Origin of the sequence: Thioclava indica, assembly GCF_000714545.1 — a bacterium.
Classification (GTDB): domain Bacteria; phylum Pseudomonadota; class Alphaproteobacteria; order Rhodobacterales; family Rhodobacteraceae; genus Thioclava; species Thioclava indica.
Genome location: NZ_AUNB01000029.1, coordinates 121,864 through 142,567 on the forward strand (window position 1 = coordinate 121,864; position 20,704 = coordinate 142,567).

A 20,704-nucleotide genomic window follows, 5' to 3' on the forward strand; every position below is an offset into this window, starting at 1 on the left:
GATGCAGCTAGCCGATTTCGACTTTGATTTGCCCGAGGGGTTGATCGCGACGCGCCCCGCCCGCCCGCGCGATTCCGCGCGCTTGCTGTTGGCGCAGGGAGACGCGATTTCTGATCGCCATGTGTTTGATCTGGTGGATATTTTTCGCCCCGGTGATCGGCTGGTTCTGAACAATACCAAGGTGATCCCGGCGCGTCTGAGCGGCACGCGCACGCGTCAATCCGCGCAGGGCGAAGTGACTGCCAAGGTCGAGGTCACGCTACTCGAACCTTTGCCGGGGGGGCAATGGGAGGCACTGGCCAAGCCCTTGCGCAAAGTCAAACCGGGCGAGCGGATCGTGTTTTCGGATGCGCTTTCGGCGGATGTTATGGCGATTGAAAATGGTCAGATGCGCCTTGCCTTTAACCTTGCAGGCGAGGATTTCGACGCCGCTTTGGCACAGGCCGGTGCGATGCCCCTCCCGCCCTATATTGCCGCGTTGCGCGCTCCTGATGAGGCCGACAAATCCGACTATCAGACCGTGTTTGCACGCCATTCCGGAGCGGTCGCGGCCCCCACGGCCAGCCTGCATTTTACGCCTGAGTTGCTAGAGAAGCTGGCGGCAAAAGGCGTTGAGTTCACCGAAGTCACACTGCATGTCGGCGCGGGAACCTTCCTGCCGGTGAAGGTTGATGACGTGACCACCCATAAGATGCACTCCGAGTGGGGCGAGGTCAGCGCGCAGGCCGCCGCCGAGATCAACGCCACCAAAGCTGCGGGCGGTCGCGTCATTCCGGTGGGCACCACCGCGTTGCGCCTGATCGAATCGGCGGCGCGCGCACCGGGCGGGGCTGCGGGGCATATCGTGGCGTTTCGCGACGCCACTGACATCTTTATTTATCCGGGGTTTGCATTTCGCATCACCGACGCTTTGATGACCAATTTCCACCTGCCCAAATCAACGCTTTTGATGCTGGTCTCGGCGCTGATGGGGCAGGAGCGGATACATGAAATTTACGATCATGCGGTTAAAAACGGGTATCGTTTCTTCTCATATGGGGATTCGTCGCTTCTGATCCCATAAGGTCGTAATCGCGCTTGTGACTCGCGCGACGGGGCCCTAGATGCCGCCACTGGAGGAGCGTTCTTTTCACGCCAAACCCCGAGGGACCATCATGTTGACAGTGCTACGCCAGACCTGGCCGCTGCTTTTGGGGATTTTGCTGCTTATGGTGGGCAACGGTATGCAGGGCACGTTGCTCGGTATTCGCGGCCGTATCGAGGGCATCGACACGTTTTATATGTCGCTGGTGATGTCGGCCTATTTTGCGGGCTTCCTGTTTGGGTCGCGTATGGTGCCGGATCTGATCGCGCGGGTCGGGCATGTGCGGGTGTTTGCTGCCCTCGGCTCGCTGATTTCGGCCGTGTTGATCCTGTATGCCGCTTGGCCGTCCTGGCCGGCGTGGATGGTGATGCGGGTGCTGATCGGGTTTTCGTTCTCGGGCGTGTATATCACCGCAGAAAGCTGGCTGAACGCGGGTTCGACCAACGAGACGCGCGGGCAGGCGCTGTCGCTTTACATGATTATGCAGATGCTCGGAATCGTCACGGCGCAGGGCTTGCTGAACGTCGGCGATCCGGCGGGGTATTTGCTGTTCGTCATCCCCTCGGTGCTGGTGTCGATTTCCTTCACGCCGATCCTGCTATCGGCCTCGCCTGCGCCCAGTTTCGAAACCATCCAGCGCATGACATTCAAGCGTCTTTGGCAAACATCGCCGCTCGGGATGATCGGGATATTTCTGCTGGGGGGCGTGTTTTCGGCAATGTTCGGGATGGCCTCGGTCTGGGGCACGGCGGCGGGGCTTAGCGTGCGTCAGATCTCGGAATTTGTGGCCGCGATCTACGTTGGCGGCATGGTGCTGCAATACCCGATCGGCTGGGCGTCGGACCGGATGGATCGCCGCGTGCTGATCGCAGGTTCGGCGCTGATCGGGGGCGTGATGACGGGCATCGTTTTCCTGTTCAATCCGCCCTTCGTGGTACTCTTGGTGGCCGCAGCCTTGATTGGGGGCTTTGCGAACCCGCTGTATTCGCTGTTGATTGCTTACACGAATGATTATCTGGATTACTCGGACATGGCTGCGGCCTCGGCGGGGTTGATGTTCGTCAACGGGCTGGGCGCGGTCAGCGGGCCGATCCTGACCGGTTGGTTGATGGGACTCGTCGGGCCGGGCGGGTTTTTCCTATATATCGGGGTGCTGTTTTTCGCGATTGCGGGCTATGCGGGTTGGCGGATGACACGGCGCGAGTCGCTGTCGCCGGCTGATACCGGGGCCTATGCGGTGATCTCGCCGACGGCCACAGCCGTCGCTGTCGAGGCTGTTCTGGAAGTCGCGCAGGAAGAAGCCGAGGCGGCAGCAGACGAAGCTGCCGAAGCAGACGCCGCCGCAGCAGAGCTTGCAGCCGATCAAGTCGCAGCCGACGAAGCAGACGCCGCTGTCGAGGCTGCCGAGCAAGACAGTAAGGACGCGCGCGCTTAACACCTCTTTGCCCAAACGCCGCCTTGCCCTACCATTGTAGAGAACAATGGCAGGGGAGGACCGCGACATGGACCGTATCGAAGAGATCCTCAGTTTTTGGACCAACGAGGTCGGGCAAGCAAATTGGTATCAATCCAGCGAAGAAATCGACGCTGCCATTCGACGCCGATACGCGCCTCTTTGGCAGGTGGCAGCCCAAGGTGCGCTGGCAGAATGGGATCGCACAGCGCGCGGTGCGCTGGCGCTGATCCTGTTGCTCGATCAATTCCCGCGCAACATGTTTCGCGACGATCCGCGCAGCTTTGCCACCGATCCGGCTGCGCGTCGTCATGCCGATCGCGCAATCTCGGAGGGGTTTGATTTGCAAATCGGCCCGCCTTTGCAGCAGTTTTTCTACCTACCGTTCATGCATTCCGAAGATCTTGTGGATCAAGATCGCGCGATTGCCTGTTTTACCGACCGGCTGCGCGGCACCGACAATCTGCGACATGCGCGGGCGCATCGTGCGGTGATCGAACGTTTTGGCCGCTTTCCTTGGCGCAATGCCGCGCTGGAACGCGAGACGAGTAAGGACGAGGCCGCTTACATGCGCGAGGGTGGCTATCGAAAGGCGCTGCAAGCACAGGATGAGTTGAACGCCGTGGTCAAATAGTTTAATGTCAAACTAATTTCTATCCGGAGGGAAGACATGGCTTCTAAAAGCTACGATATGATCGTCATTGGGTCAGGGCCGGGGGGCTATGTCAGCGCCATACGGGGCGCGCAACTGGGCCTTAAAGTGGCCATCGTCGAGCGTGAGCATATCGGCGGGATTTGTCTCAACTGGGGCTGTATCCCAACCAAGGCGCTGTTGCGCTCGGCCGAGGTGTTCCACCTGATGGAGCGCGCCAAGGATTTCGGTCTTTCGGCAGATAAGATCGGCTATGATCTGGACGCGGTGGTCAAACGCTCGCGCGGGGTGGCCAAGCAGCTATCCTCGGGCGTGTCGCATCTGATGAAGAAGAACAAGATCGACGTTGTGATGGGCACCGGCAAGTTGGCGGGCAAAGGCAAGGTCTCGGTCAAGACCGATAAGGGCACCGAGGAACTCACCGCGAAAAACATCGTGCTGGCGACGGGGGCGCGTGCGCGCAATCTGCCCGGCCTTGAGGCCGATGGCAAACGCGTTTGGTCCTATAAACACGCGCTGCAACCGCCCCATCAGCCCAAGAAATTGCTGGTCATCGGCTCGGGGGCGATTGGCATCGAATTTGCGAGCTTCTTCAACACCTTGGGTGCAGATACCACGGTTGTCGAAGTGATGGATCGCGTGCTGCCCGTCGAGGACGAAGAAATCTCGAAATTCGCCAAGAAGCAGTTCGAGAAACAGGGCATGAAGATCCGCGAAAAGACCACTGTGACCAAGCTGGATCGCAAAGCCGACAAGGTGATCGCGACGCTGGAGGCGGGTGGCAAGACCGAAACGCTTGAAGTGGATACTGTCATTTCTGCTGTCGGGATCGTCGGCAATGTCGAGGATCTGGGGCTGGAAGAGGCGGGCGTTAAGATCGACCGCACCCATGTCGTGACCGATGAATTCTGCCGCACTGGCGTGGACGGGCTGTATGCGATTGGCGATATTGCGGGCGCGCCGTGGCTTGCACACAAGGCCAGCCATGAAGGCGTGATGGTGGCCGAGCTGATTGCGGGCAAACACGCCCATCCGGTCAAGCCGGGCTCGATTGCGGGCTGCACCTATTGCCAGCCGCAGGTGGCCTCGGTCGGTATGACCGAAGCAAAGGCGAAAGAGGCGGGTTTTGAGGTCAAGGTCGGCCGCTTCCCCTTCATCGGCAATGGCAAGGCGATTGCGCTAGGCGAACCCGAGGGCTTGGTGAAAACCGTGTTTGACGCTAAAACCGGCGAGTTGCTGGGCGCGCATATGATTGGCGCCGAGGTGACCGAGTTGATTCAGGGCTATGTGATCGGGCGTCAGCTTGAGACGACCGAAGAAGACCTGATGAACACCGTCTTCCCGCACCCGACGCTGTCCGAGATGATGCATGAATCGGTGTTGGATGCTTACGGGCGCGCGATCCACTTCTAAGGCGCGCGCATCGTCAAATAGCAAAAGGGGCGCCCGCAAGCGCCCCTTTTTTATATCGCTCTGTCGAGGGTGTTACGCCCCGGCGCGGGTCGCACGCTTGCGCTCATGCGGGTCCAGATGGCGCTTGCGCAGACGGATCGACTTGGGCGTGACTTCGACCAGCTCGTCATCGTTGATATACGAGATCGCCTCTTCAAGGCTCATACGTACCGGTGTCGTCAGGCGCACGGCCTCATCGGTGCCGCTGGCACGCACGTTGGTCAGCTTCTTGCCCTTGAGCGGGTTCACCTCAAGATCGTTATCGCGCGAATGCTCGCCAATGATCATGCCGGTGTAAACCTGCTCTTGCGCGCCGATGAACATCTTGCCGCGCTCTTCGAGGTTCCACAGTGCGTAGGCCACCGACACGCCGTTTTCCATGGAAATCAGCACGCCCTGACGGCGTCCGTCGATCTGGCCTTTGTAAGGTGCCCAGCTATGGAAAATGCGGTTGATGACACCATTACCGCGCGTGTCGGTCATGAACTCGCCCTGATAACCGATCAGCCCGCGCGAAGGCACAAGCGCCACGATGCGGGTTTTGCCCACACCTGCGGGGCGCATCTCGGTCAATTCGCCCTTGCGGGTCGAGGTGAGTTTTTCGATCACGACGCCGGAATATTCGTCATCCACATCGACGATGACCTCTTCGATCGGCTCCATGCGCTGGCCGTCTTCCTCGCGGAAAATGACGCGCGGGCGCGAGATCGACAGTTCGAACCCTTCGCGGCGCATGTTTTCGATCAACACGCCCATCTGCAATTCGCCACGACCCGAGACGACGAACGCCTCACCGCCGGGGGTGTCCTCGATCTTGATCGCGACGTTGGTTTCGGCCTCTTTCATCAGGCGTTCACGGATCACGCGCGATTGAACTTTCGAGCCGTCTTTGCCCGCCAGCGGGCTGTCATTGATGCCGAAGGTGACAGAGATCGTCGGCGGGTCGATGGGCTGCGAGGGGATCGCTTTTTCAACTTCAAGCGCGCACAGCGTATCGGCCACGGTCGCTTTGGACATGCCCGCAACGGTGACGATATCGCCGGCCAGGGCCTCGTCGATGGGCTGCTGGCCAAGGCCGCGGAACGCGAGGATCTTGGTGCAACGGAATTGCTCGATCTTGTCGCCTTCGCGCGATAGCGCCTTGAGCGTATCGCCCACCTTCAAACGGCCCGCTTCGACACGACCCGTCAAGATGCGCCCGATGAACGGGTCGGCGCCCAGCGTGGTTGCGAGCATCTGGAACGGCTCGTCTGCGCGGAATTCCTGCTTGGGCGGCTCGACATGCTTGAGAATCAGATCAAACAGCGCGCTCAAATCCTTGCGCGGCCCGTCCAACTCGTTATCGGCCCAGCCGCCGATGCCCGAGGCATAGACATGGGGGAAATCAAGCTGCTCGTCATTTGCGCCAAGGTTGGCAAACAGATCAAACACTTCATCCAGCGCGCGGTCGGGCTCGGCTGCGGGTTTGTCGACCTTGTTAAGCACGACAATCGGCTTGAGCCCCAGCGCCAGCGCCTTGGAGGTCACGAATTTGGTCTGCGGCATCGGGCCTTCGGCCGCGTCCACCAGCAGGCACACGCCATCGACCATCGACAGGATGCGCTCCACCTCGCCACCGAAATCGGCGTGACCGGGGGTGTCGACGATATTGATGCGCGTGCCTTTCCATTCCACCGAGGTCGCCTTGGCGAGAATGGTGATGCCGCGTTCGCGTTCGATATCGTTGCTGTCCATCGCGCGTTCCGCGACAGCCTGATTTTCCCGAAACGCGCCGGATTGGCGTAGAAGTTGGTCAACCAGAGTTGTTTTACCGTGGTCAACGTGTGCAATGATCGCAATATTGCGAAGGTCCATGAGAAACCGCCTGTTTTCTGAGTTGCCCCGCCCATAAGCGAAAAGCTTTGGCTTGGCTAGCCCTGGTGATCAGTTCGCGACATACCAATCGCGCCGATGGTTCATCGCGATCACAAAATTCAGCACCAAAGCGCCGAGCAATGACCACAGCACCTGCTCGGGGGCTAGAATGAAGCTGGCGATCACGAACAACACCAGATCGTGGATCGCCTGCGTCCAGCCCGCGCGAAAGCCGAACTTGTCTTGCAAGATCACCGCCACAATCGACACGCCGCCCAGACTGCCCTGGTGGCGAAACAGGCCCAGCAGGCCCACGCCCGCCGAGACGCCAAACAAGAGCGCCGCGATGCCGGGATGGATCTGGTCGACATGCAAAAGCGGCTTCAGCGCCTCGGCCATCACCGACACAAGGCTAACGGTGGCAAGGCTTTTGAGCGCAAAAGGCAGGCCGCGTGCGTAATAGGCAAAGGCGTAAAACGGGATATTGATGGCGAAAAACACCACGCCAAAACTGAGCCCGCTGACATAGGACAAGATCAGCGCCGTGCCCGCCGTGCCGCCTGTGACAAGCCCCGCCGCGCGCAGCAGATGGATGCCAAGCGCGGCTTGCGCCGAGGCGACGAACAACCCTTGCAGGTCTTCGACAGGGGAGTAGCGGGGGTGCGCTTGCGCATTCAGGTCAATATCCATGACCTAAATATGACGCATCTGATGGGAAAACCAACGCTGCTTATGCGCAGAGCCGCTATGATGGGGGCGACTAGCTAAGCGGCGCGATCAGATCGCGATATAGCGGTCGCGACGGTGGTTGATCATGATGATCACATTAAGCACCATCGCGCCGAGCAGCGACCACAGCACCTTGTCCAGCGGCAGCACAAACACCGCAAACAGGAACACGCAGCAGTCAAACAGAATCTGCGTCTTGCCCGCCTTGAACCCGGTTTTGTCCTGCAAATACAGCGCGACAATGCCGACACCACCAAGGCTCGCGCCATGGCGAAACAACGCCAGCAAACCCGCGCCTGCCGTCGCCCCGGCCAACACCGCTGCCGCGCCGGGATGCAGAGTGGCAAAGCTGATCAGATGCGGCCAAACCTCGGTCATGGCGGACAATAGCGCCACCGAGATCATCGTTTTAAGCGTGAACCGTAGCCCCATCCGTCGGAACGCCAGCCAGTAAAACGGCAGGTTGAGCAGGAAAAACACCGCGCCAAAGCTCCAGCCCGACAGATAGCTGATCACCAGCGACAGCCCCGCAATCTGCCCCGTAAACAGCCCCGCGCCATGCAGAAACACCACTGAAAGCGACACCAGAACCGTGCCGCTCAGCAGGCCTTGGGTGTCTTCCAGCAGAGTGTGTCGGGCGGGGCCGGGGGCAGGGATATCGCTCATGCGGGTTCCCTTGCCACTTGGCACGCGCGGGCGCAAGCGGTGGTGCCGTTGTGCCACGCTTTGGCTGGGCATTTCGTGAACACGCTCGCGTGAGTTGCGCAGAATCGCGGCATCGGGTGGTATCGCGCCATTGCGAAACGCCCCGATCAGAGGAGGGTAGATCATGACTTATCATCTCGCCCCCGTCGCGTGTTTCGCAAACCGGTCCGGCTGCCGCTTTGCACGACACCAAAGCTAAGCGCTGACCGTTCGGGGCGATGCCCCACCCCCGCAACCCGAGTCTGATATAACCGCCCGATTTCCGGCCGCATTGGCCACTTTCGCGCGTTAGGACCCATTCTCCAAATCGAAAGGAAAGGCCGGTTGCGGGCGCAAATCCGCATGCCGGAAATATTAAAATGATACAAACAGTTGACCATCCAAGCGACCCGTTCACAATCGAGGCCGCAATCGCCAAATTTGGCGCTGGCAAGGTGTTGCGCACAGCCATTGTGGCACTGCTGACACGCAGTCCGAAACCCGCCGATGTCGATACGCTTAGCAACCACCTGCGCAAGGATATCGGCTTGGGGCCGACCGAACCTCCACCTGAACCGTGGAGCTTCGTCCGGTAAGAAAAAGGGCCGGGCGCTTTATGCGTCCGGCCCCGAAATCCAGTGCTAAACCGTGGCTTACGCCAGCGCTTTGTTCAGATACTCGTCAACCTTTTCGAGATAGCCCATCGTGGTGAGCCATTTCTGATCGGGGCCAACCAGCAGCGCGAGGTCTTTGGTCATGTAGCCGTCTTCCACCGTCTGCACGCAGACTTTTTCCAGCGTCTCGGCGAAGTTCAGCAGCGCTGCGTTATCGTCAAGTTTCGCGCGGTGCTTAAGACCACCGGTCCAGGCAAAGATCGACGCGATCGAGTTGGTCGAGGTCTCTTTGCCGGCTTGGTGCTGGCGGTAGTGACGCGTGACGGTGCCGTGCGCGGCTTCGGCCTCAACCGTTTTGCCATCGGGCGTCATCAGCACCGAGGTCATCAGACCGAGCGAGCCAAAGCCCTGCGCCACGGTGTCGGACTGCACGTCGCCATCGTAGTTTTTACAGGCCCAAACATAGCCACCCGACCATTTCATCGCGCTTGCGACCATATCGTCGATCAGGCGGTGCTCGTAAGTGATGCCAGCGGCTTTGAACTTGTCGGCGAATTCCTCGTCGAACACCTTCTGGAACAGATCCTTGAAGCGACCGTCATAAGCTTTGAGGATGGTATTTTTCGTGGACAGATAAACCGGCCAGCCTTTGACGAGACCGTAGTTCATCGAGGCGCGGGCAAAGTCGATGATCGATTCGTCGAGGTTATACATCGCCATCGTCACACCGGCGGAGGGCGCGTCGTAGACGTCTTTCTCAATCACGGTGCCATCATCGCCGACGAATTTGATCGTCAGCTTGCCCTTGCCGGGGAATAGGAAGTCGGTGGCGCGATACTGATCGCCAAAGGCGTGACGACCCACAACGATCGGCTGGGTCCAGCCCGGCACCAGACGCGGCACGTTTTTGCAGATGATCGGCTCGCGGAAGATCACGCCGCCAAGAATGTTGCGGATCGTGCCGTTCGGGCTGCGATACATGCGCTTGAGGCCGAATTCTTCGACGCGCGCTTCATCGGGGGTGATGGTCGCGCATTTCACGCCAACGCCGTATTTCTTGATCGCTTCGGCGGCGTCCACGGTGATCTGGTCGTCGGTCGCGTCACGCTCTTCGATGCCAAGATCGTAGTATTTCAGGTCAATATCGAGATAGGGCAGGATCAGTTTCTTCTTGATGAAGTCCCAGATAATGCGGGTCATCTCGTCGCCGTCGAGTTCGACGACGGGGTTGTCTACCTTGATCTTGGTCATGTTGCCCTCTTGGTTTTGGGTGACTTAAGAATTGAGCGCGTCATAGCCTATTCGCGCGGGCTTGGCTAGTCGGTATGCGATGGTATACGAAAGATTGCTCAGCGCCGCATCTCGAACCACGGGGCAACGCGCGCCCTGACCCAATCCCAGACGCTGGGCAGGCCATTGGCAATTTTGGTGCCGATCCGGGTTTCAAGCTGCTCAAAACTGACATCATAGTCGATCCACGACCCGCCACCCGCTTGCAGATTTAGCAAAACCGGCTGCGTGCGATCCAGCGATTTCGCATAGATCGCATCGGGGGTTTCATTGGCTTCGAACTCGGTCCAGAGCGCATGAAGATCATCGCCTATATCTTTGGGAAGTAATCCAAAAATACGTTTCGCTGCCTGCGCCTCGGCCGCTTGGATTTCTGCCGATCCATGCGCAGCGCCCCCTTGCAGATGGATCGGCACATCGCCCACGTCAATCTCGACCAGATCATGGATTAGCAGCATCTTGATCGCGCGGTTCAGATCAACTCCGGCGGGCGCCTGATCGGCCAAAATCAACGCATAAAGCGCCAAGGTCCAGCTATGTTCGGCCGAGTTCTCAGGGCGTGAGGCGTCGTGAATGGGCGTCGCGCGCGTCACGGATTTCAGCTTTTCCACCTCGGCCAAAAAGGCCATCTGCTCTGTCAGCCGTGCGCTCATTTTCGTCTCCACAGTCGGGGAATTGCCAAAAGCACCGCCAGAAAGCCCAGAAACGCCGCGATCCGCAAGGTCATCGCGCCATCGCCATAGCTGTCACAGGCAAGGCGCGGGGCGATGAAGGCGTAAAAGATGACGGTGCCCAAGATCGAGGCGACCACAACCCCCATCCCCAAAACGGGCGAGATCGCGCGATTGGCGGCGGCCATTAAAAGCAGGGTCCAGCCGACCCAGAGCGGGCCGACCAAAGCAAGAAAATGCAGCGGATCGCGCAGCAAATCGCCCATCCCCGCCAACAAAAGCGTACCTTTGCCCCCGCCCGACAGTTTTGTGTCACAAATCAGATGCATGCTGTGAAAGCCGGTGGCGACCAGCAGCGAAAGAGCCAGCGCAAGCGCTGCGGCATAGACCCACCGCGCGCTTGCTGGACTCACTTGGGCGCACCATCGGCTGCAGCGGCGGCCTTGGCCTTGCGCCGTTCGCCGAGACGTTTCTCGAAATAGGTCCGCCCGCGCAGTTCTGCTAACCGCAGACGACAGGCGGTCATGAAGGCTTCTTGCAGGGACGGGCTGGACGTGCCGATATAGTCGCCGATGTCGATGTAGAACCGGTCCTCATCCAGCTCCAATTGCGCCTCAATCACATCATGGGCAAGATTTTCGGCAAGATCGTCGATCAACCCCATTAACGCGTGCCCTCGGTCAGGCGACGCCGCACATAGGCTTGCACAGTGTCGATCATCGGCTTCATGTGCTCTTCTTCGTTTTTGAAGAAGTGATCGGCCCCCTCCATCACCTCATGCGTGATGGTGATCCCTTTTTGCTCATGCAATTTGGACACAAGCTGCTCGGTCTCTTTGGGCTGCGCGATGCGGTCATTCGAGCCGTTGATGATCAGCCCCGAGGACGGGCAGGGCGCGAGGAACGAGTAGTCGTAATTGCCTGGACCAGGCGAAGACGGCCCCGGAGGCGCAACCGAAATAAAGCCGGTGATTTCGGGACGGCGCATCAGCAATTGCATCCCGATCCAGGCCCCAAAGCTGTGCCCGGCGACCCAGCAGTGTTTCGAATTCGGGTTCATCGTTTGCAGATAATCGAGCGCCGAGGCGGCATCGCTCAGCTCGCCAATGCCCTGATCATACTCGCCCTGACTGCGCCCCACGCCACGGAAATTGAACCGCAACACGGTGAAGCCCATTTTATAGAACGCATAATGCAGGTTATACACGACGCGATTGTTCATCGTGCCGCCAAATTGCGGATCAGGGTGCAACACGATGGCGATGGGCGCATCGGGTGCGGGCTGCGGGTGATAGCGCCCCTCAAGGCGACCTTCGGGACCGGGGAAAATGACTTCGGGCATTGTCTCTCGTTTTCGTTCTTTCGCTGCCTTTTGGGCGCGCAGCACAGTTGGCGCTTTTCTTGACGCACACGCGCGGCTGCCCTAGGAGGAAGCCACCCCCGGCATTATGCTGGAGGATCGGGTAGGGTGGAGGTAATCGGCCCTCGCGCTTGCGTCAATGCTTTAGCAAAGATTGAGCGCGTGCAGAGGCGATTTCGCCCCGGTTTGAGGCCGATAAGCAGGAGAGCGACATGAAACTATCGACAAAAGGGCGCTACGCGATGGTCGCGCTGGTCGATCTTGCGCTGGCAGGAGAGGGGCAACGTACCTCACTGGCCGCGTTGTCAGAGCGTCAGGATATTTCGCTGCCCTATCTGGAACAGCTTTTCGTGCGTCTGCGCCGCGCCGGTCTGGTAAGTTCGGTGCGCGGTCCCGGTGGTGGCTACCGTCTTGCGCGTGAACCTGCCGAAATTCGTATTTCCGAAATTTTCGAGGCGGTGGATGAAACCGTCTCCGCGATGCATGTGGGGGCAGGTGCCTCGGGCGGTATTTCAGGCTCGCGCGCGCAATCGCTGACCAACCGCCTTTGGGAAAGCCTGAGCGCGCAGGTCTTTGTGTTCCTGCACCAGACCTCGCTGGAAGATGTGGTGAAAAACGGGCTGAAACCCTGCCCGGCCGTGACCCATCTGTTTCAGGTTGTGGACGAATAACACCCAAGGCTTATCTGGCAAAGCGAAGATGAGTATTTTTGGCTAGATGAAAGCCAAGGCGGCGCGCCTATTCATCTAGCCCCCAATACTCCCGCCGGAGGCATCCGAACTTTCAATCCGCGAGGCGATATGAACAGCGCGTGCTATCTCGACTGGAACGCAACCACGCCTTTACGCACAGAGGCGCGCGCGGCGATGATTGACGCGATGGATGTGGTGGGCAACCCGTCCTCGGTCCATGCGCCCGGTCGTGCGGCCAAGGCTTTGCTTGAGCGCGCGCGGGCGCAGGTTGCGGCCGCTTTGGGTGCTGAAGGGCAGGATGTGATCTTTACCTCGGGCGCGACCGAGGCGGCGGCGCTGGTGCTGGCGGGGCAGGGCTATCATTGCGCAGGCGTGGAACATGACGCGGTGCGCAGCTGGTGTGTCGAGGATCTCGCGGTGGACCGTGCCGGGCGCATCACGATTGCCGATCCGGGGCGCGCTTGCGTTCAACTTGCCAATTCCGAGACCGGGGTGATCCAAGATCTGCCCGAGGGCTTGGCGGTTAGCGATCTGACGCAGGGCTTTGGCAAGATGCCGTTTGCGTTTAACTGGCTTGGGCTAACGGCTGGCATCGTGTCGGCCCACAAGCTGGGCGGCCCGAAGGGAATAGGCGCGTTGATAGTGAAACGCGGCACCGACATCGCGGCGCAGCTTAAAGGGGGCGGGCAGGAAATGGGGCGGCGCGCGGGCACCGAAAACCTGATCGGCATTGCCGGATTTGGTGCGGCTGCGCAGGCCGCCTCGCGCGATCTTGAGGCTGGAATTTGGGAAAACGTCGAGAAACTTAGAAGCGTTCTAGAAAATGCCATTGCGGATCGGGCAAAAGATACTATTTTTGTCGGGAATGAATCGCGCAGGCTGCCAAACACCTCCTGCTTCATCACGCCCGGCTGGAAGGGCGAGACGCAGGTGATGCAGATGGATCTGGGCGGTTTCGCGGTTTCGGCGGGCTCGGCTTGCTCGAGTGGCAAGGTGCGCGCCAGCCATGCGTTGCAGGCGATGGGCTTTGACGCCGAGGCGGGGGCCTGTGCGCTGCGGGTCTCGTTAGGGCCGGATACGCGGCAAGAAGATGTGATGCGTTTCGCCGAACATTGGCTGAAATGCGAAGGGAAACACCGCGCGCGGCGCGGCTGAGCGAACAGGAGAGCCGAATATGGCAGAGGTTGATCAAGTCGAAGTTCGCGAGGGCGTGGACCGGGAGACGGTGGAAGCCGTTCAAAACATGGGCGCGTATAAATACGGCTGGAACACCGAAATCGAGATGGAATACGCGCCCAAGGGCGTGAACGAGGACATCGTGCGCTTGATTTCCGGCAAGAATGACGAGCCGGACTGGATGACCGAATGGCGCTTGCAGGGATTTGCGCGCTGGCAGGATATGACGATGCCTGATTGGGCGCTGCTCAACGTCCCCGGCATCGATTTTCAGGACATCTATTACTACGCGCGCCCAAAAAGCATGGAGGTCAAACCGAAATCGCTTGATGAGGTCGATCCCAAGCTGCTGGCCACTTACGAAAAACTGGGCATTCCGCTGAAAGAGCAGATGGTTCTGGCCGGCGTTGAAGGTGCGGAAGATTACGATCCCAACGAGCGTCAGGTCGCCGTGGATGCGGTGTTTGACAGCGTTTCCGTGGGCACGACATTCAAGGCCAAGCTGGCTGAGGCAGGGGTAATATTTTGCTCGATCTCCGAGGCGATTCAGGATCATCCTGAACTGGTGAAGAAATATCTCGGCTCGGTTGTGCCGCAGGCCGATAACTATTTCGCGGCGCTCAATTCGGCTGTGTTCTCGGATGGCTCGTTTGTTTACGTGCCGCCGGGCGTGCGCTGCCCGATGGAGCTGTCGACTTATTTCCGCATCAACGCCGAAAACACCGGCCAGTTCGAACGCACGCTGATCATCGCCGATAAGGGTAGCTATGTAAGCTATCTTGAGGGCTGCACCGCGCCCCAGCGTGACACGGCCCAGCTGCACGCCGCTGTGGTGGAAATCATTGTCGAGGAAGACGCGGAGGTGAAATATTCCACCGTGCAAAACTGGTATCCGGGCGATGAGAACGGCAAGGGCGGGATCTATAACTTCGTCACCAAACGCGCCGATTGCCGCGGGGATCGGGCGAAGGTGATGTGGACGCAGGTGGAAACCGGTTCTGCGATTACGTGGAAATACCCGTCCTGCATTTTGCGCGGTAATGAATCTCAGGGCGAGTTTTACTCGATCGCAATCGCCAACAACTATCAGCAGGCCGATACCGGCACCAAGATGATCCATCTCGGGAAAGACACGCGCTCGCGTATCGTCTCCAAGGGGATCTCGGCGGGGCATGCGCAAAACACCTATCGCGGGTTGGTCTCGATGCATCCCAAGGCCAAGGAATCGCGCAACTATACGCAATGCGACAGCCTTTTGATCGGCGATCAGTGCGGCGCGCACACCGTGCCCTATATCGAGGTGAAGAACAATTCGAGCCGGGTCGAGCACGAGGCCACCACCTCCAAAGTCGATGACGACCAACTGTTCTATTGCCGCGCGCGGGGCATGGACGAGGAAGAGGCCGTGGCGCTGGTTGTGAACGGGTTCTGCCGTGAAGTGCTGCAAGCGCTGCCGATGGAATTCGCGATGGAGGCCCAAGCGCTGGTCGCGATTTCTCTGGAGGGGAGCGTCGGGTGAGACAGTCTACACTTCTCCCTGAGGTTGTCACCGATGCGCCCCAATTCGGGCGCAATCGGGCGGCAGTTTCGTATCTGTTGAATGACAGATCCGGGGTTGTAGATGTCCTTAGCCAGCACCAATTTCACCGACCGCCTCTCGCGCATCGAATCGTCGCAAAAGCGTCTCAAGGGCGGCGTCGTGCTGCATGTGGGCGATGCCGAGTTGAAGGTGCGCTCGATTTCGGAACTGCGTCGGGTTGTGCCGCAAAAGCAGAAAAGCACCGGCTTTCGCCCCTTCGCGTTTCTGGGGGCAACGGTTCTGGGCGTGTTCGGGGTTGTGGCGGCATTGGCGCTGCGCGAACACTTTATGACGCCCCAGATCGCCGATCTGATCAAGGACTATCCCAATCTCGCGGTTTCCGGCACGGCTTTGCTGATCGCGATGATCGTGGGCTTTTTCCTGCGCCTGACATCGACAAAACTGATCACCTTCCAAATCATCGGAATTTTCCTGGCACTGGCGACGCTGCACAATCTTGCGTTCTGGCAACCCGAGATCGCCGCGCAGGTGTTTTCGCCCAATTGGGTGAACGAGCAAAGTGCCACGCATGTGGCGCGCACCGTTATTATCGGCCAGACCACGATTCCCTTCTGACCCTCGGGCGCGCGGCCCGCGTGGGTCGCAGCGCCGGAGGTCAGCCATGATCGTCACCACCACCCCCACAGTCGAGGGGCGCCCGATCACCTCTTATCACGGCATTGTCGTGGGTGAGGCGATCATGGGCGCCAATATCGTGCGTGACCTGTTTGCGCAGGTCACCGATATCGTTGGCGGGCGTTCGGGGGCCTATGAATCCAAATTGCAAGATGCGCGCGAAACTGCGCTGCGCGAGCTTGAAGAACGCGCCCTGAAACTGGGCGCGAATGCCGTTGTCGGCGTCGATCTTGATTACGAGGTCGTCGGCCAATCCATGCTTATGGTGTCAGCCTCTGGCACCGCTGTCACGCTATCCTGAAGGACCGAAATATGTTGGAAATCAAAAACCTGCACGTCAAACTTGAAGAAGAAGACAAGCAAATCCTCAAGGGTGTGAACCTGACGCTTGAGGATGGCAAAGTGCATGCGATTATGGGGCCGAACGGCTCGGGTAAATCGACGCTCAGCTATGTTCTCTCGGGGCGCGATGGCTATGAGGTCACCGAAGGCGAGGCGCATCTCAACGGTCTGGACCTGCTGGAGGCCGAGCCCGAAGAACGTGCGGCCGCCGGTCTGTTCCTTGCGTTCCAATACCCCGTCGAAATCCCCGGCGTGGGCAACATGACTTTCCTGCGCACCGCGCTGAACTCGCAACGCAAAGCGCGCGGCGAGGATGAAATCTCGGCCGGTGATTTCCTGAAACTGGTGCGTGCCAAGGCGAAATCGCTGAAAATCGACGCTGAGATGCTGAAGCGTCCGGTGAATGTCGGCTTCTCGGGTGGTGAGAAAAAGCGCAACGAAATCCTGCAGATGGCGATCCTTGAGCCGAAGATGTGCATTCTGGACGAGACGGATTCGGGCCTTGATGTGGATGCGATGCGTCTGGTGTCCGAGGGCGTGAATGCGCTGCGCGATGGCACGCGGTCCTTCCTTGTGATCACCCACTACCAGCGCCTGCTGGATCACATCAAACCCGATTACGTGCACATCATGGCCGATGGCCGCATCATCGAAACCGGTGGGCCGGAACTGGCGCTTGAGGTCGAGAAGAACGGCTATGCCGCGCTGCTGGATAAGCACGGTATCGCGCAGGAGATGGCGTAATGTCGGCTGTCGAGAAAATGACCCCCGCCGAGGCGCGGCTGGCCCGTGTTACCTTGCCCGAAGGGATGGGCCCACAGCGGCGTGCCGCGCTTGATCGGCTGGTCGCGATGGGCCTGCCGGGGCGGCGCGATGAATATTGGCGCTGGACCAACCCGACCGATCTGATCGCGCCCGAGCCGGTGCCCGCCGCGCCTTTTGCGGATGATGAACCCGCGCTGTTTGACGATGTCGAGCGGCTGAAAATCGTGTTCCGCGATGGGGTGTTTGACGCCGAAGCGTCTGATGATCTCGCGCTGTCGGGCATCGAGATTTCGCGTCTATCCGAGGCAGGCGATGTGAACTGGGCCAGCTCGCTTTACGGCACGCTGGAAACCGCCGGTCAAACCCCGGTTGAACGCCCCTTCGCCGCGCTCAACACTGCGTCGGCCGAAGATGGTTTGCTGATCCGCGTGACGGGTAAGATCGAAACGCCCGTGAACCTGATTTATATCCATGAATCAGAGTCTTCCGATGCGATCTTACACCACGTTGTCAAACTCGAAGAGGGCGCCGAGATCACCGTTCTGGAAAACGGTCCCGCAGGCGCGCGCGCCAATATCGTGATGGAAGTGGATGTGGCGAAAACCGCGCGTTTTCACCATATCCGCGTGCAGGGCCGAGATCACGAACGCCGCATGCTGACCGGCATTTTCGCCCGCATCAACGAGGGCGCGCTGTTCAAAAGCTTCACGCTCAGCTCGAACGGGGCGCTCACGCGCAACGAATGTGTGCTCGACATCGTGGGCGATGATGCGAATGCGCATGTCGCGGGCGCGGCGTTGGGCGATGGAAAATCCCAGCCGTTCCACCATGACGACACGATCTTCATCACCCATGGGGCCGAGCGCGGTGAAAGCCGTCAGGTGTTCAAGAAGGTGCTGAAAAACGGTGCGCAGGGCATTTTCCAAGGCAAAATTCTGGTCAAACCGGGCGCGCAAAAGACCGATGGCTACCAGATCAGCCAGGCTTTGCTGCTGGATGAAGACAGCCAGTTCCTAGCCAAGCCCGAGTTAGAAATCTACGCCGATGACGTGCAATGCTCGCATGGCTCGACCACCGGCGCGATTGACGAAACGGCGCTGTTCTACCTGCGCTCGCGTGGCATTCCGACCGAGGAAGCCACGGCGCTGCTGGTGCTGTCTTTCCTCGCCGATGCGATCGAGGAGATTGAACAAGAGCGGTTCCGCGATGAGATCGTGATCCGGCTTGAGGGCTGGCTCGCGCGGCATCGCGGCTAATATGGCGGCCACGGACGACATCTGGCGCAGCTATCGCCGCCCGCGCGTAGTGATGCGCGAACATCTGGCACGCGCACGCTCTGAGCCGCGCGCGCTGGTGTTCTTGCTGCTCGCGCTGACGGTGATTTTCATCAGCCAATGGCCGCGCCTGTCGCGTCTGGCCTATCAGATGCCCGATCAACCGATGGTCGGGCTGATGATGGGAACGTTGCTGGCGCTTTTGGCCATGATCCCTGTGTTTTACGCGCTTGCCGCGCTTGGCCATCTGGGCGCAAAACTGATTGGCGGGCAGGGCAGTTGGTATGGCGCGCGTGTCGCGTTATTCTGGGCGTTGTTGGCGGTCTCGCCGCTGATGCTGCTGCAAGGTCTGGTGGCGGGGTTCATCGGGGCAGGGCCGCAACTGGCGCTGGTTTCGGGGCTTGTGTTCATCGTCTTCGTGGTGTTTTGGATGGCGGGGCTGCGCGTGGCCGAGTTTGAAACGGAGGGCTCATAATGCCCGATCTCAAGGATTGGTTGATCCGCAGTTTCTCTGAGCCGCAAGTGGTCGCGCGTGAGTTGATGGCGCTGCGTCTTGATATGCAGACCCGTCTTCTTGCGATGGTTCTGGTCGTTGTAATGACGGCGATCTTGGGCACCTTGGCGCAGATGGTGTTCGTCGTGATCACCAAGCTGGACTTGGGCGAGCTGACCGCGCCCGTCGCCGTGGTCGGCTTGCAAATCGCGCTGATCCTGTATGGCTCCTTTGTGCTAAGCTTTGTCGGGCAGCGTTTTGGCGGGCAGGGCAATTTTGCCGACGCGCTGTTGCTGCTCACCTGGATCGAGTTCGTCCTGATGGTCGGTCAGACGATTCAAGTCGTGCTGATGGTGTTCTTTCCAATCTCGGCCACGATCATGTCGATCCTGCTGGTCGGGCTGATGTTCTGGCTGATGGTGCAATTCACCATGGCGCTGCATGGCTTTACCAACCCGTTCGCAGTGGCGGTGGGGGTGCTGTTGACCTTCATCGGCTCGGCACTGGTGGCGGGGCTGGTTTTGGTCTCGACAGGCCTTTTGCAAGTGCCCGCAACGGTGTGAGGAAAACTGATGTATGATATCGCAAAAATCCGCGCCGATTTCCCGATCCTGAGCCGCGAGATCGATGGCAAGCCTTTGGTTTACCTTGATAACGGGGCGTCTGCGCAAAAGCCGCGCGTGGTGATTGACGCGATGAGCGATCTTTACCTCAACGATTATGCCAATGTGCATCGCGGGCTGCATACGCTGTCCAATATCTCGACCGAGAAATACGAAAGCACCCGCGCGATCGTGGCGCGCTTTTTGGGGGTGAAGAACGAGGACGAGATCGTCTTTACCACCGGCGCGACCGAGGGGATCAATCTGGTCTCCTACGGCTGGGGCGCGCCCAATCTGCAAGCCGGTGACGAGATCGTGCTGTCCGTGATGGAGCATCATGCGAATATCGTGCCGTGGCATTTCTTGCGCGAACGTCAGGGCGTGGTGCTGAAATGGGTGGAGCCGGAGGCGGACGGCTCGCTGCCTGCGCAAAAGGTGCTTGATGCCGTCACGGATCGCACCAAGCTGATCGCAATTTCTCATATGTCCAATGTGTTAGGCACCAAAGTTGATGTGGCGACAATCGCCAAGGGCGCGCGCGAAAAGGGCATTGCGACGCTTGTGGACGGCTCGCAAGCAGCGGTGCACGGGCCGGTGGATGTGGATGCGATTGGCGCGGATTTCTACGTTATCACCGGGCATAAGCTTTATGGTCCGTCGGGATCTGGCGCGATCCATATCCGCTCTGAGCGCATGGCCCAGATGCGCCCATTTATGGGTGGTGGTGACATGATCGACACCGTCACGCGCGACAGCGTCACCTACAACACCCCGCCGATGAAATTCGAGGCCGGAACCCCCGGCATCGTGCAGCAAATCGGGATGGGTGTGGCGCTGGAGTATATGATGGGCGTCGGGATGGAGAATATCGCCGCGCATGAACGCGACTTGCGCGATTACGCCCAAACCAAGCTGGCGGGGCTGAACTGGCTGAGCCTGCAAGGCACGGCCCCTGATAAAGGCGCGATCTTCTCATTCACGCTGGGCGGTCCTGCCCATCCCCATGATATTTCAACGATCCTCGACAAGCGCGGCGTCGCCGTGCGCGCAGGCCAGCACTGCGCGGGGCCGCTGATGGATTGGCTTGGCGTGTCGGCCACCGCGCGCGCCTCGTTTGGGATGTATAACACCCGCGATGAGGTCGACGCGCTGATCTCGGCGCTGGACCTATGCCACGATCTGCTTGGATAGCCCGACACCTATAAAATGAGCGTGCGGTATCTGGCCCTAAACCTGTGATCCAGGTGCATATTTTTTGATCAATCGCCCGCGCCTTGGGCTTTTTCTGCGCGCTTTGTGCATT

The 20,704-nt window shown here is 59.5% G+C and carries 23 protein-coding genes; 15 read left to right on the forward strand and 8 right to left on the reverse strand.

Translation table 11 applies throughout. The features are described from left to right. Window position 1 precedes the first annotated feature (1 nt). From queA to lpdA, 4 genes are all read left to right on the forward strand, one after another. Window positions 2–1,063: a tRNA preQ1(34) S-adenosylmethionine ribosyltransferase-isomerase QueA gene (queA, locus tag DT23_RS10330; protein ID WP_038130972.1), complete on the forward strand. Its 1,062-nt coding sequence runs from the start codon at window positions 2–4 to the stop codon at window positions 1,061–1,063. Between the two features lie 91 nt (window positions 1,064–1,154). Then, window positions 1,155–2,519: an MFS transporter gene (locus tag DT23_RS10335; RefSeq protein WP_081847091.1), complete on the forward strand. Its 1,365-nt coding sequence runs from the start codon at window positions 1,155–1,157 to the stop codon at window positions 2,517–2,519. A gap of 67 nt (window positions 2,520–2,586) precedes the next feature. Further along, entirely contained in the window at window positions 2,587–3,171 is a 585-nt protein-coding gene (locus DT23_RS10340) for a DUF924 family protein (protein ID WP_038130974.1), read from the forward strand. A gap of 36 nt (window positions 3,172–3,207) precedes the next feature. Continuing rightward, window positions 3,208–4,602: a dihydrolipoyl dehydrogenase gene (lpdA, locus tag DT23_RS10345; protein ID WP_038130975.1), complete on the forward strand. Its 1,395-nt coding sequence runs from the start codon at window positions 3,208–3,210 to the stop codon at window positions 4,600–4,602. 72 nt (window positions 4,603–4,674) lie between these two features. Here the strand turns inward: lpdA and typA are convergent, their stop codons facing one another. From typA to DT23_RS10360, 3 genes are all read right to left on the reverse strand, one after another. Beyond that, window positions 4,675–6,495, reverse strand: a complete 1,821-nt coding sequence (typA, locus tag DT23_RS10350) for a translational GTPase TypA (RefSeq protein ID WP_038130978.1) — start codon at window positions 6,493–6,495, stop codon at window positions 4,675–4,677. A 69-nt stretch (window positions 6,496–6,564) separates the two neighbouring features. Continuing rightward, window positions 6,565–7,185: a YitT family protein gene (locus tag DT23_RS10355; RefSeq protein ID WP_038130979.1), complete on the reverse strand. Its 621-nt coding sequence runs from the start codon at window positions 7,183–7,185 to the stop codon at window positions 6,565–6,567. Between the two features lie 87 nt (window positions 7,186–7,272). Further along, the gene (locus DT23_RS10360) at window positions 7,273–7,890 is read right to left on the reverse strand and encodes a YitT family protein (RefSeq protein ID WP_038131144.1); all 618 of its coding nucleotides are present in this window, start codon (window positions 7,888–7,890) and stop codon (window positions 7,273–7,275) included. 398 nt (window positions 7,891–8,288) lie between these two features. Between DT23_RS10360 and DT23_RS10365 the strand changes: the two genes are divergently transcribed. Next, window positions 8,289–8,504 carry a hypothetical protein gene (locus DT23_RS10365; RefSeq protein WP_038130981.1) on the forward strand — a complete coding sequence of 72 codons (216 nt, stop codon included), beginning with the start codon at window positions 8,289–8,291 and terminating at the stop codon, window positions 8,502–8,504. 57 nt (window positions 8,505–8,561) lie between these two features. Here DT23_RS10365 and DT23_RS10370 read toward each other — a convergent pair whose 3' ends face one another. The 5 genes from DT23_RS10370 to DT23_RS10390 form a co-directional block, all read right to left on the reverse strand. Further along, window positions 8,562–9,773 carry an NADP-dependent isocitrate dehydrogenase gene (locus DT23_RS10370; RefSeq protein WP_038130983.1) on the reverse strand — a complete coding sequence of 404 codons (1,212 nt, stop codon included), beginning with the start codon at window positions 9,771–9,773 and terminating at the stop codon, window positions 8,562–8,564. A gap of 98 nt (window positions 9,774–9,871) precedes the next feature. Then, window positions 9,872–10,465, reverse strand: a complete 594-nt coding sequence (locus DT23_RS10375) for an HD domain-containing protein (RefSeq protein WP_038130985.1) — start codon at window positions 10,463–10,465, stop codon at window positions 9,872–9,874. Further along, window positions 10,462–10,896: a hypothetical protein gene (locus DT23_RS10380; protein WP_038130987.1), complete on the reverse strand. Its 435-nt coding sequence runs from the start codon at window positions 10,894–10,896 to the stop codon at window positions 10,462–10,464. Before DT23_RS10380 ends, DT23_RS10375 begins: the two co-directional genes overlap by 4 nt. Further along, window positions 10,893–11,147 carry a hypothetical protein gene (locus DT23_RS10385; RefSeq protein ID WP_038130989.1) on the reverse strand — a complete coding sequence of 85 codons (255 nt, stop codon included), beginning with the start codon at window positions 11,145–11,147 and terminating at the stop codon, window positions 10,893–10,895. Before DT23_RS10385 ends, DT23_RS10380 begins: the two co-directional genes overlap by 4 nt. Further along, complete coding sequence (locus DT23_RS10390; protein WP_038130990.1) at window positions 11,147–11,824, reverse strand: alpha/beta hydrolase; 678 nt, start codon at window positions 11,822–11,824, stop codon at window positions 11,147–11,149. Before DT23_RS10390 ends, DT23_RS10385 begins: the two co-directional genes overlap by 1 nt. Before the next feature lie 230 nt (window positions 11,825–12,054). Between DT23_RS10390 and iscR the strand changes: the two genes are divergently transcribed. The 10 genes from iscR to DT23_RS10440 all read left to right on the forward strand — a co-directional run bounded on the left by iscR (window position 12,055) and on the right by DT23_RS10440 (window position 20,592). Next, window positions 12,055–12,513 (forward strand): Fe-S cluster assembly transcriptional regulator IscR, encoded by a 459-nt coding sequence (gene iscR, locus DT23_RS10395; RefSeq protein ID WP_038130993.1) that lies wholly within the window; start codon window positions 12,055–12,057, stop codon window positions 12,511–12,513. Between the two features lie 129 nt (window positions 12,514–12,642). After that, window positions 12,643–13,689 carry a cysteine desulfurase family protein gene (locus DT23_RS10400; RefSeq protein WP_038130995.1) on the forward strand — a complete coding sequence of 349 codons (1,047 nt, stop codon included), beginning with the start codon at window positions 12,643–12,645 and terminating at the stop codon, window positions 13,687–13,689. Between the two features lie 19 nt (window positions 13,690–13,708). Continuing rightward, complete coding sequence (sufB, locus tag DT23_RS10405) at window positions 13,709–15,229, forward strand: Fe-S cluster assembly protein SufB (protein ID WP_038130996.1); 1,521 nt, start codon at window positions 13,709–13,711, stop codon at window positions 15,227–15,229. Window positions 15,230–15,331: 102 nt separating this feature from the next. Then, window positions 15,332–15,865, forward strand: a complete 534-nt coding sequence (locus tag DT23_RS10410) for a hypothetical protein (protein ID WP_038130998.1) — start codon at window positions 15,332–15,334, stop codon at window positions 15,863–15,865. Between the two features lie 46 nt (window positions 15,866–15,911). Beyond that, a complete protein-coding gene (locus tag DT23_RS10415) occupies window positions 15,912–16,226 on the forward strand; it encodes a heavy metal-binding domain-containing protein (RefSeq protein ID WP_038131001.1) in 315 nt (104 codons plus the stop codon). An 11-nt stretch (window positions 16,227–16,237) separates the two neighbouring features. Continuing rightward, window positions 16,238–17,011 (forward strand): Fe-S cluster assembly ATPase SufC, encoded by a 774-nt coding sequence (sufC, locus tag DT23_RS10420; RefSeq protein WP_038131003.1) that lies wholly within the window; start codon window positions 16,238–16,240, stop codon window positions 17,009–17,011. Beyond that, on the forward strand, window positions 17,011–18,288 hold the full coding sequence (gene sufD / locus DT23_RS10425) for a Fe-S cluster assembly protein SufD (protein WP_038131005.1): 1,278 nt from the start codon (window positions 17,011–17,013) through the stop codon (window positions 18,286–18,288). The genes sufC and sufD overlap by 1 nt, the downstream gene beginning before the upstream one ends. A gap of 1 nt (window position 18,289) precedes the next feature. Further along, on the forward strand, window positions 18,290–18,781 hold the full coding sequence (locus tag DT23_RS10430; protein WP_038131007.1) for a Yip1 family protein: 492 nt from the start codon (window positions 18,290–18,292) through the stop codon (window positions 18,779–18,781). Further along, window positions 18,781–19,362: a YIP1 family protein gene (locus DT23_RS10435; protein WP_038131009.1), complete on the forward strand. Its 582-nt coding sequence runs from the start codon at window positions 18,781–18,783 to the stop codon at window positions 19,360–19,362. Before DT23_RS10430 ends, DT23_RS10435 begins: the two co-directional genes overlap by 1 nt. A gap of 9 nt (window positions 19,363–19,371) precedes the next feature. Then, window positions 19,372–20,592 (forward strand): cysteine desulfurase, encoded by a 1,221-nt coding sequence (locus DT23_RS10440; protein ID WP_038131011.1) that lies wholly within the window; start codon window positions 19,372–19,374, stop codon window positions 20,590–20,592. Window positions 20,593–20,704 lie beyond the last annotated feature (112 nt).

Bases quoted from the DNA above. Each gene is read 5' to 3' on its own strand.
- sufC (WP_038131003.1), top strand. From the start codon at position 16,238: ATGTTGGAAATCAAAAACCTGCACGTCAAACTTGAAGAAGAAGACAAG.
- DT23_RS10360 (WP_038131144.1), bottom strand. From the start codon at position 7,890: ATGAGCGATATCCCTGCCCCCGGCCCCGCCCGACACACTCTGCTGGAA.
- DT23_RS10340 (WP_038130974.1), top strand. From the start codon at position 2,587: ATGGACCGTATCGAAGAGATCCTCAGTTTTTGGACCAACGAGGTCGGG.
- DT23_RS10400 (WP_038130995.1), top strand. From the start codon at position 12,643: ATGAACAGCGCGTGCTATCTCGACTGGAACGCAACCACGCCTTTACGC.
- sufB (WP_038130996.1), top strand. From the start codon at position 13,709: ATGGCAGAGGTTGATCAAGTCGAAGTTCGCGAGGGCGTGGACCGGGAG.
- DT23_RS10375 (WP_038130985.1), bottom strand. From the start codon at position 10,465: ATGAGCGCACGGCTGACAGAGCAGATGGCCTTTTTGGCCGAGGTGGAA.
- DT23_RS10390 (WP_038130990.1), bottom strand. From the start codon at position 11,824: ATGCCCGAAGTCATTTTCCCCGGTCCCGAAGGTCGCCTTGAGGGGCGC.
- DT23_RS10410 (WP_038130998.1), top strand. From the start codon at position 15,332: ATGTCCTTAGCCAGCACCAATTTCACCGACCGCCTCTCGCGCATCGAA.
- DT23_RS10365 (WP_038130981.1), top strand. From the start codon at position 8,289: ATGATACAAACAGTTGACCATCCAAGCGACCCGTTCACAATCGAGGCC.
- DT23_RS10355 (WP_038130979.1), bottom strand. From the start codon at position 7,185: ATGGATATTGACCTGAATGCGCAAGCGCACCCCCGCTACTCCCCTGTC.
- lpdA (WP_038130975.1), top strand. From the start codon at position 3,208: ATGGCTTCTAAAAGCTACGATATGATCGTCATTGGGTCAGGGCCGGGG.
- typA (WP_038130978.1), bottom strand. From the start codon at position 6,495: ATGGACCTTCGCAATATTGCGATCATTGCACACGTTGACCACGGTAAA.
- DT23_RS10430 (WP_038131007.1), top strand. From the start codon at position 18,290: ATGGCGGCCACGGACGACATCTGGCGCAGCTATCGCCGCCCGCGCGTA.
- sufD (WP_038131005.1), top strand. From the start codon at position 17,011: ATGTCGGCTGTCGAGAAAATGACCCCCGCCGAGGCGCGGCTGGCCCGT.
- DT23_RS10370 (WP_038130983.1), bottom strand. From the start codon at position 9,773: ATGACCAAGATCAAGGTAGACAACCCCGTCGTCGAACTCGACGGCGAC.
- DT23_RS10335 (WP_081847091.1), top strand. From the start codon at position 1,155: ATGTTGACAGTGCTACGCCAGACCTGGCCGCTGCTTTTGGGGATTTTG.
- iscR (WP_038130993.1), top strand. From the start codon at position 12,055: ATGAAACTATCGACAAAAGGGCGCTACGCGATGGTCGCGCTGGTCGAT.
- DT23_RS10440 (WP_038131011.1), top strand. From the start codon at position 19,372: ATGTATGATATCGCAAAAATCCGCGCCGATTTCCCGATCCTGAGCCGC.
- DT23_RS10385 (WP_038130989.1), bottom strand. From the start codon at position 11,147: ATGGGGTTGATCGACGATCTTGCCGAAAATCTTGCCCATGATGTGATT.
- DT23_RS10435 (WP_038131009.1), top strand. From the start codon at position 18,781: ATGCCCGATCTCAAGGATTGGTTGATCCGCAGTTTCTCTGAGCCGCAA.
- DT23_RS10415 (WP_038131001.1), top strand. From the start codon at position 15,912: ATGATCGTCACCACCACCCCCACAGTCGAGGGGCGCCCGATCACCTCT.
- queA (WP_038130972.1), top strand. From the start codon at position 2: ATGCAGCTAGCCGATTTCGACTTTGATTTGCCCGAGGGGTTGATCGCG.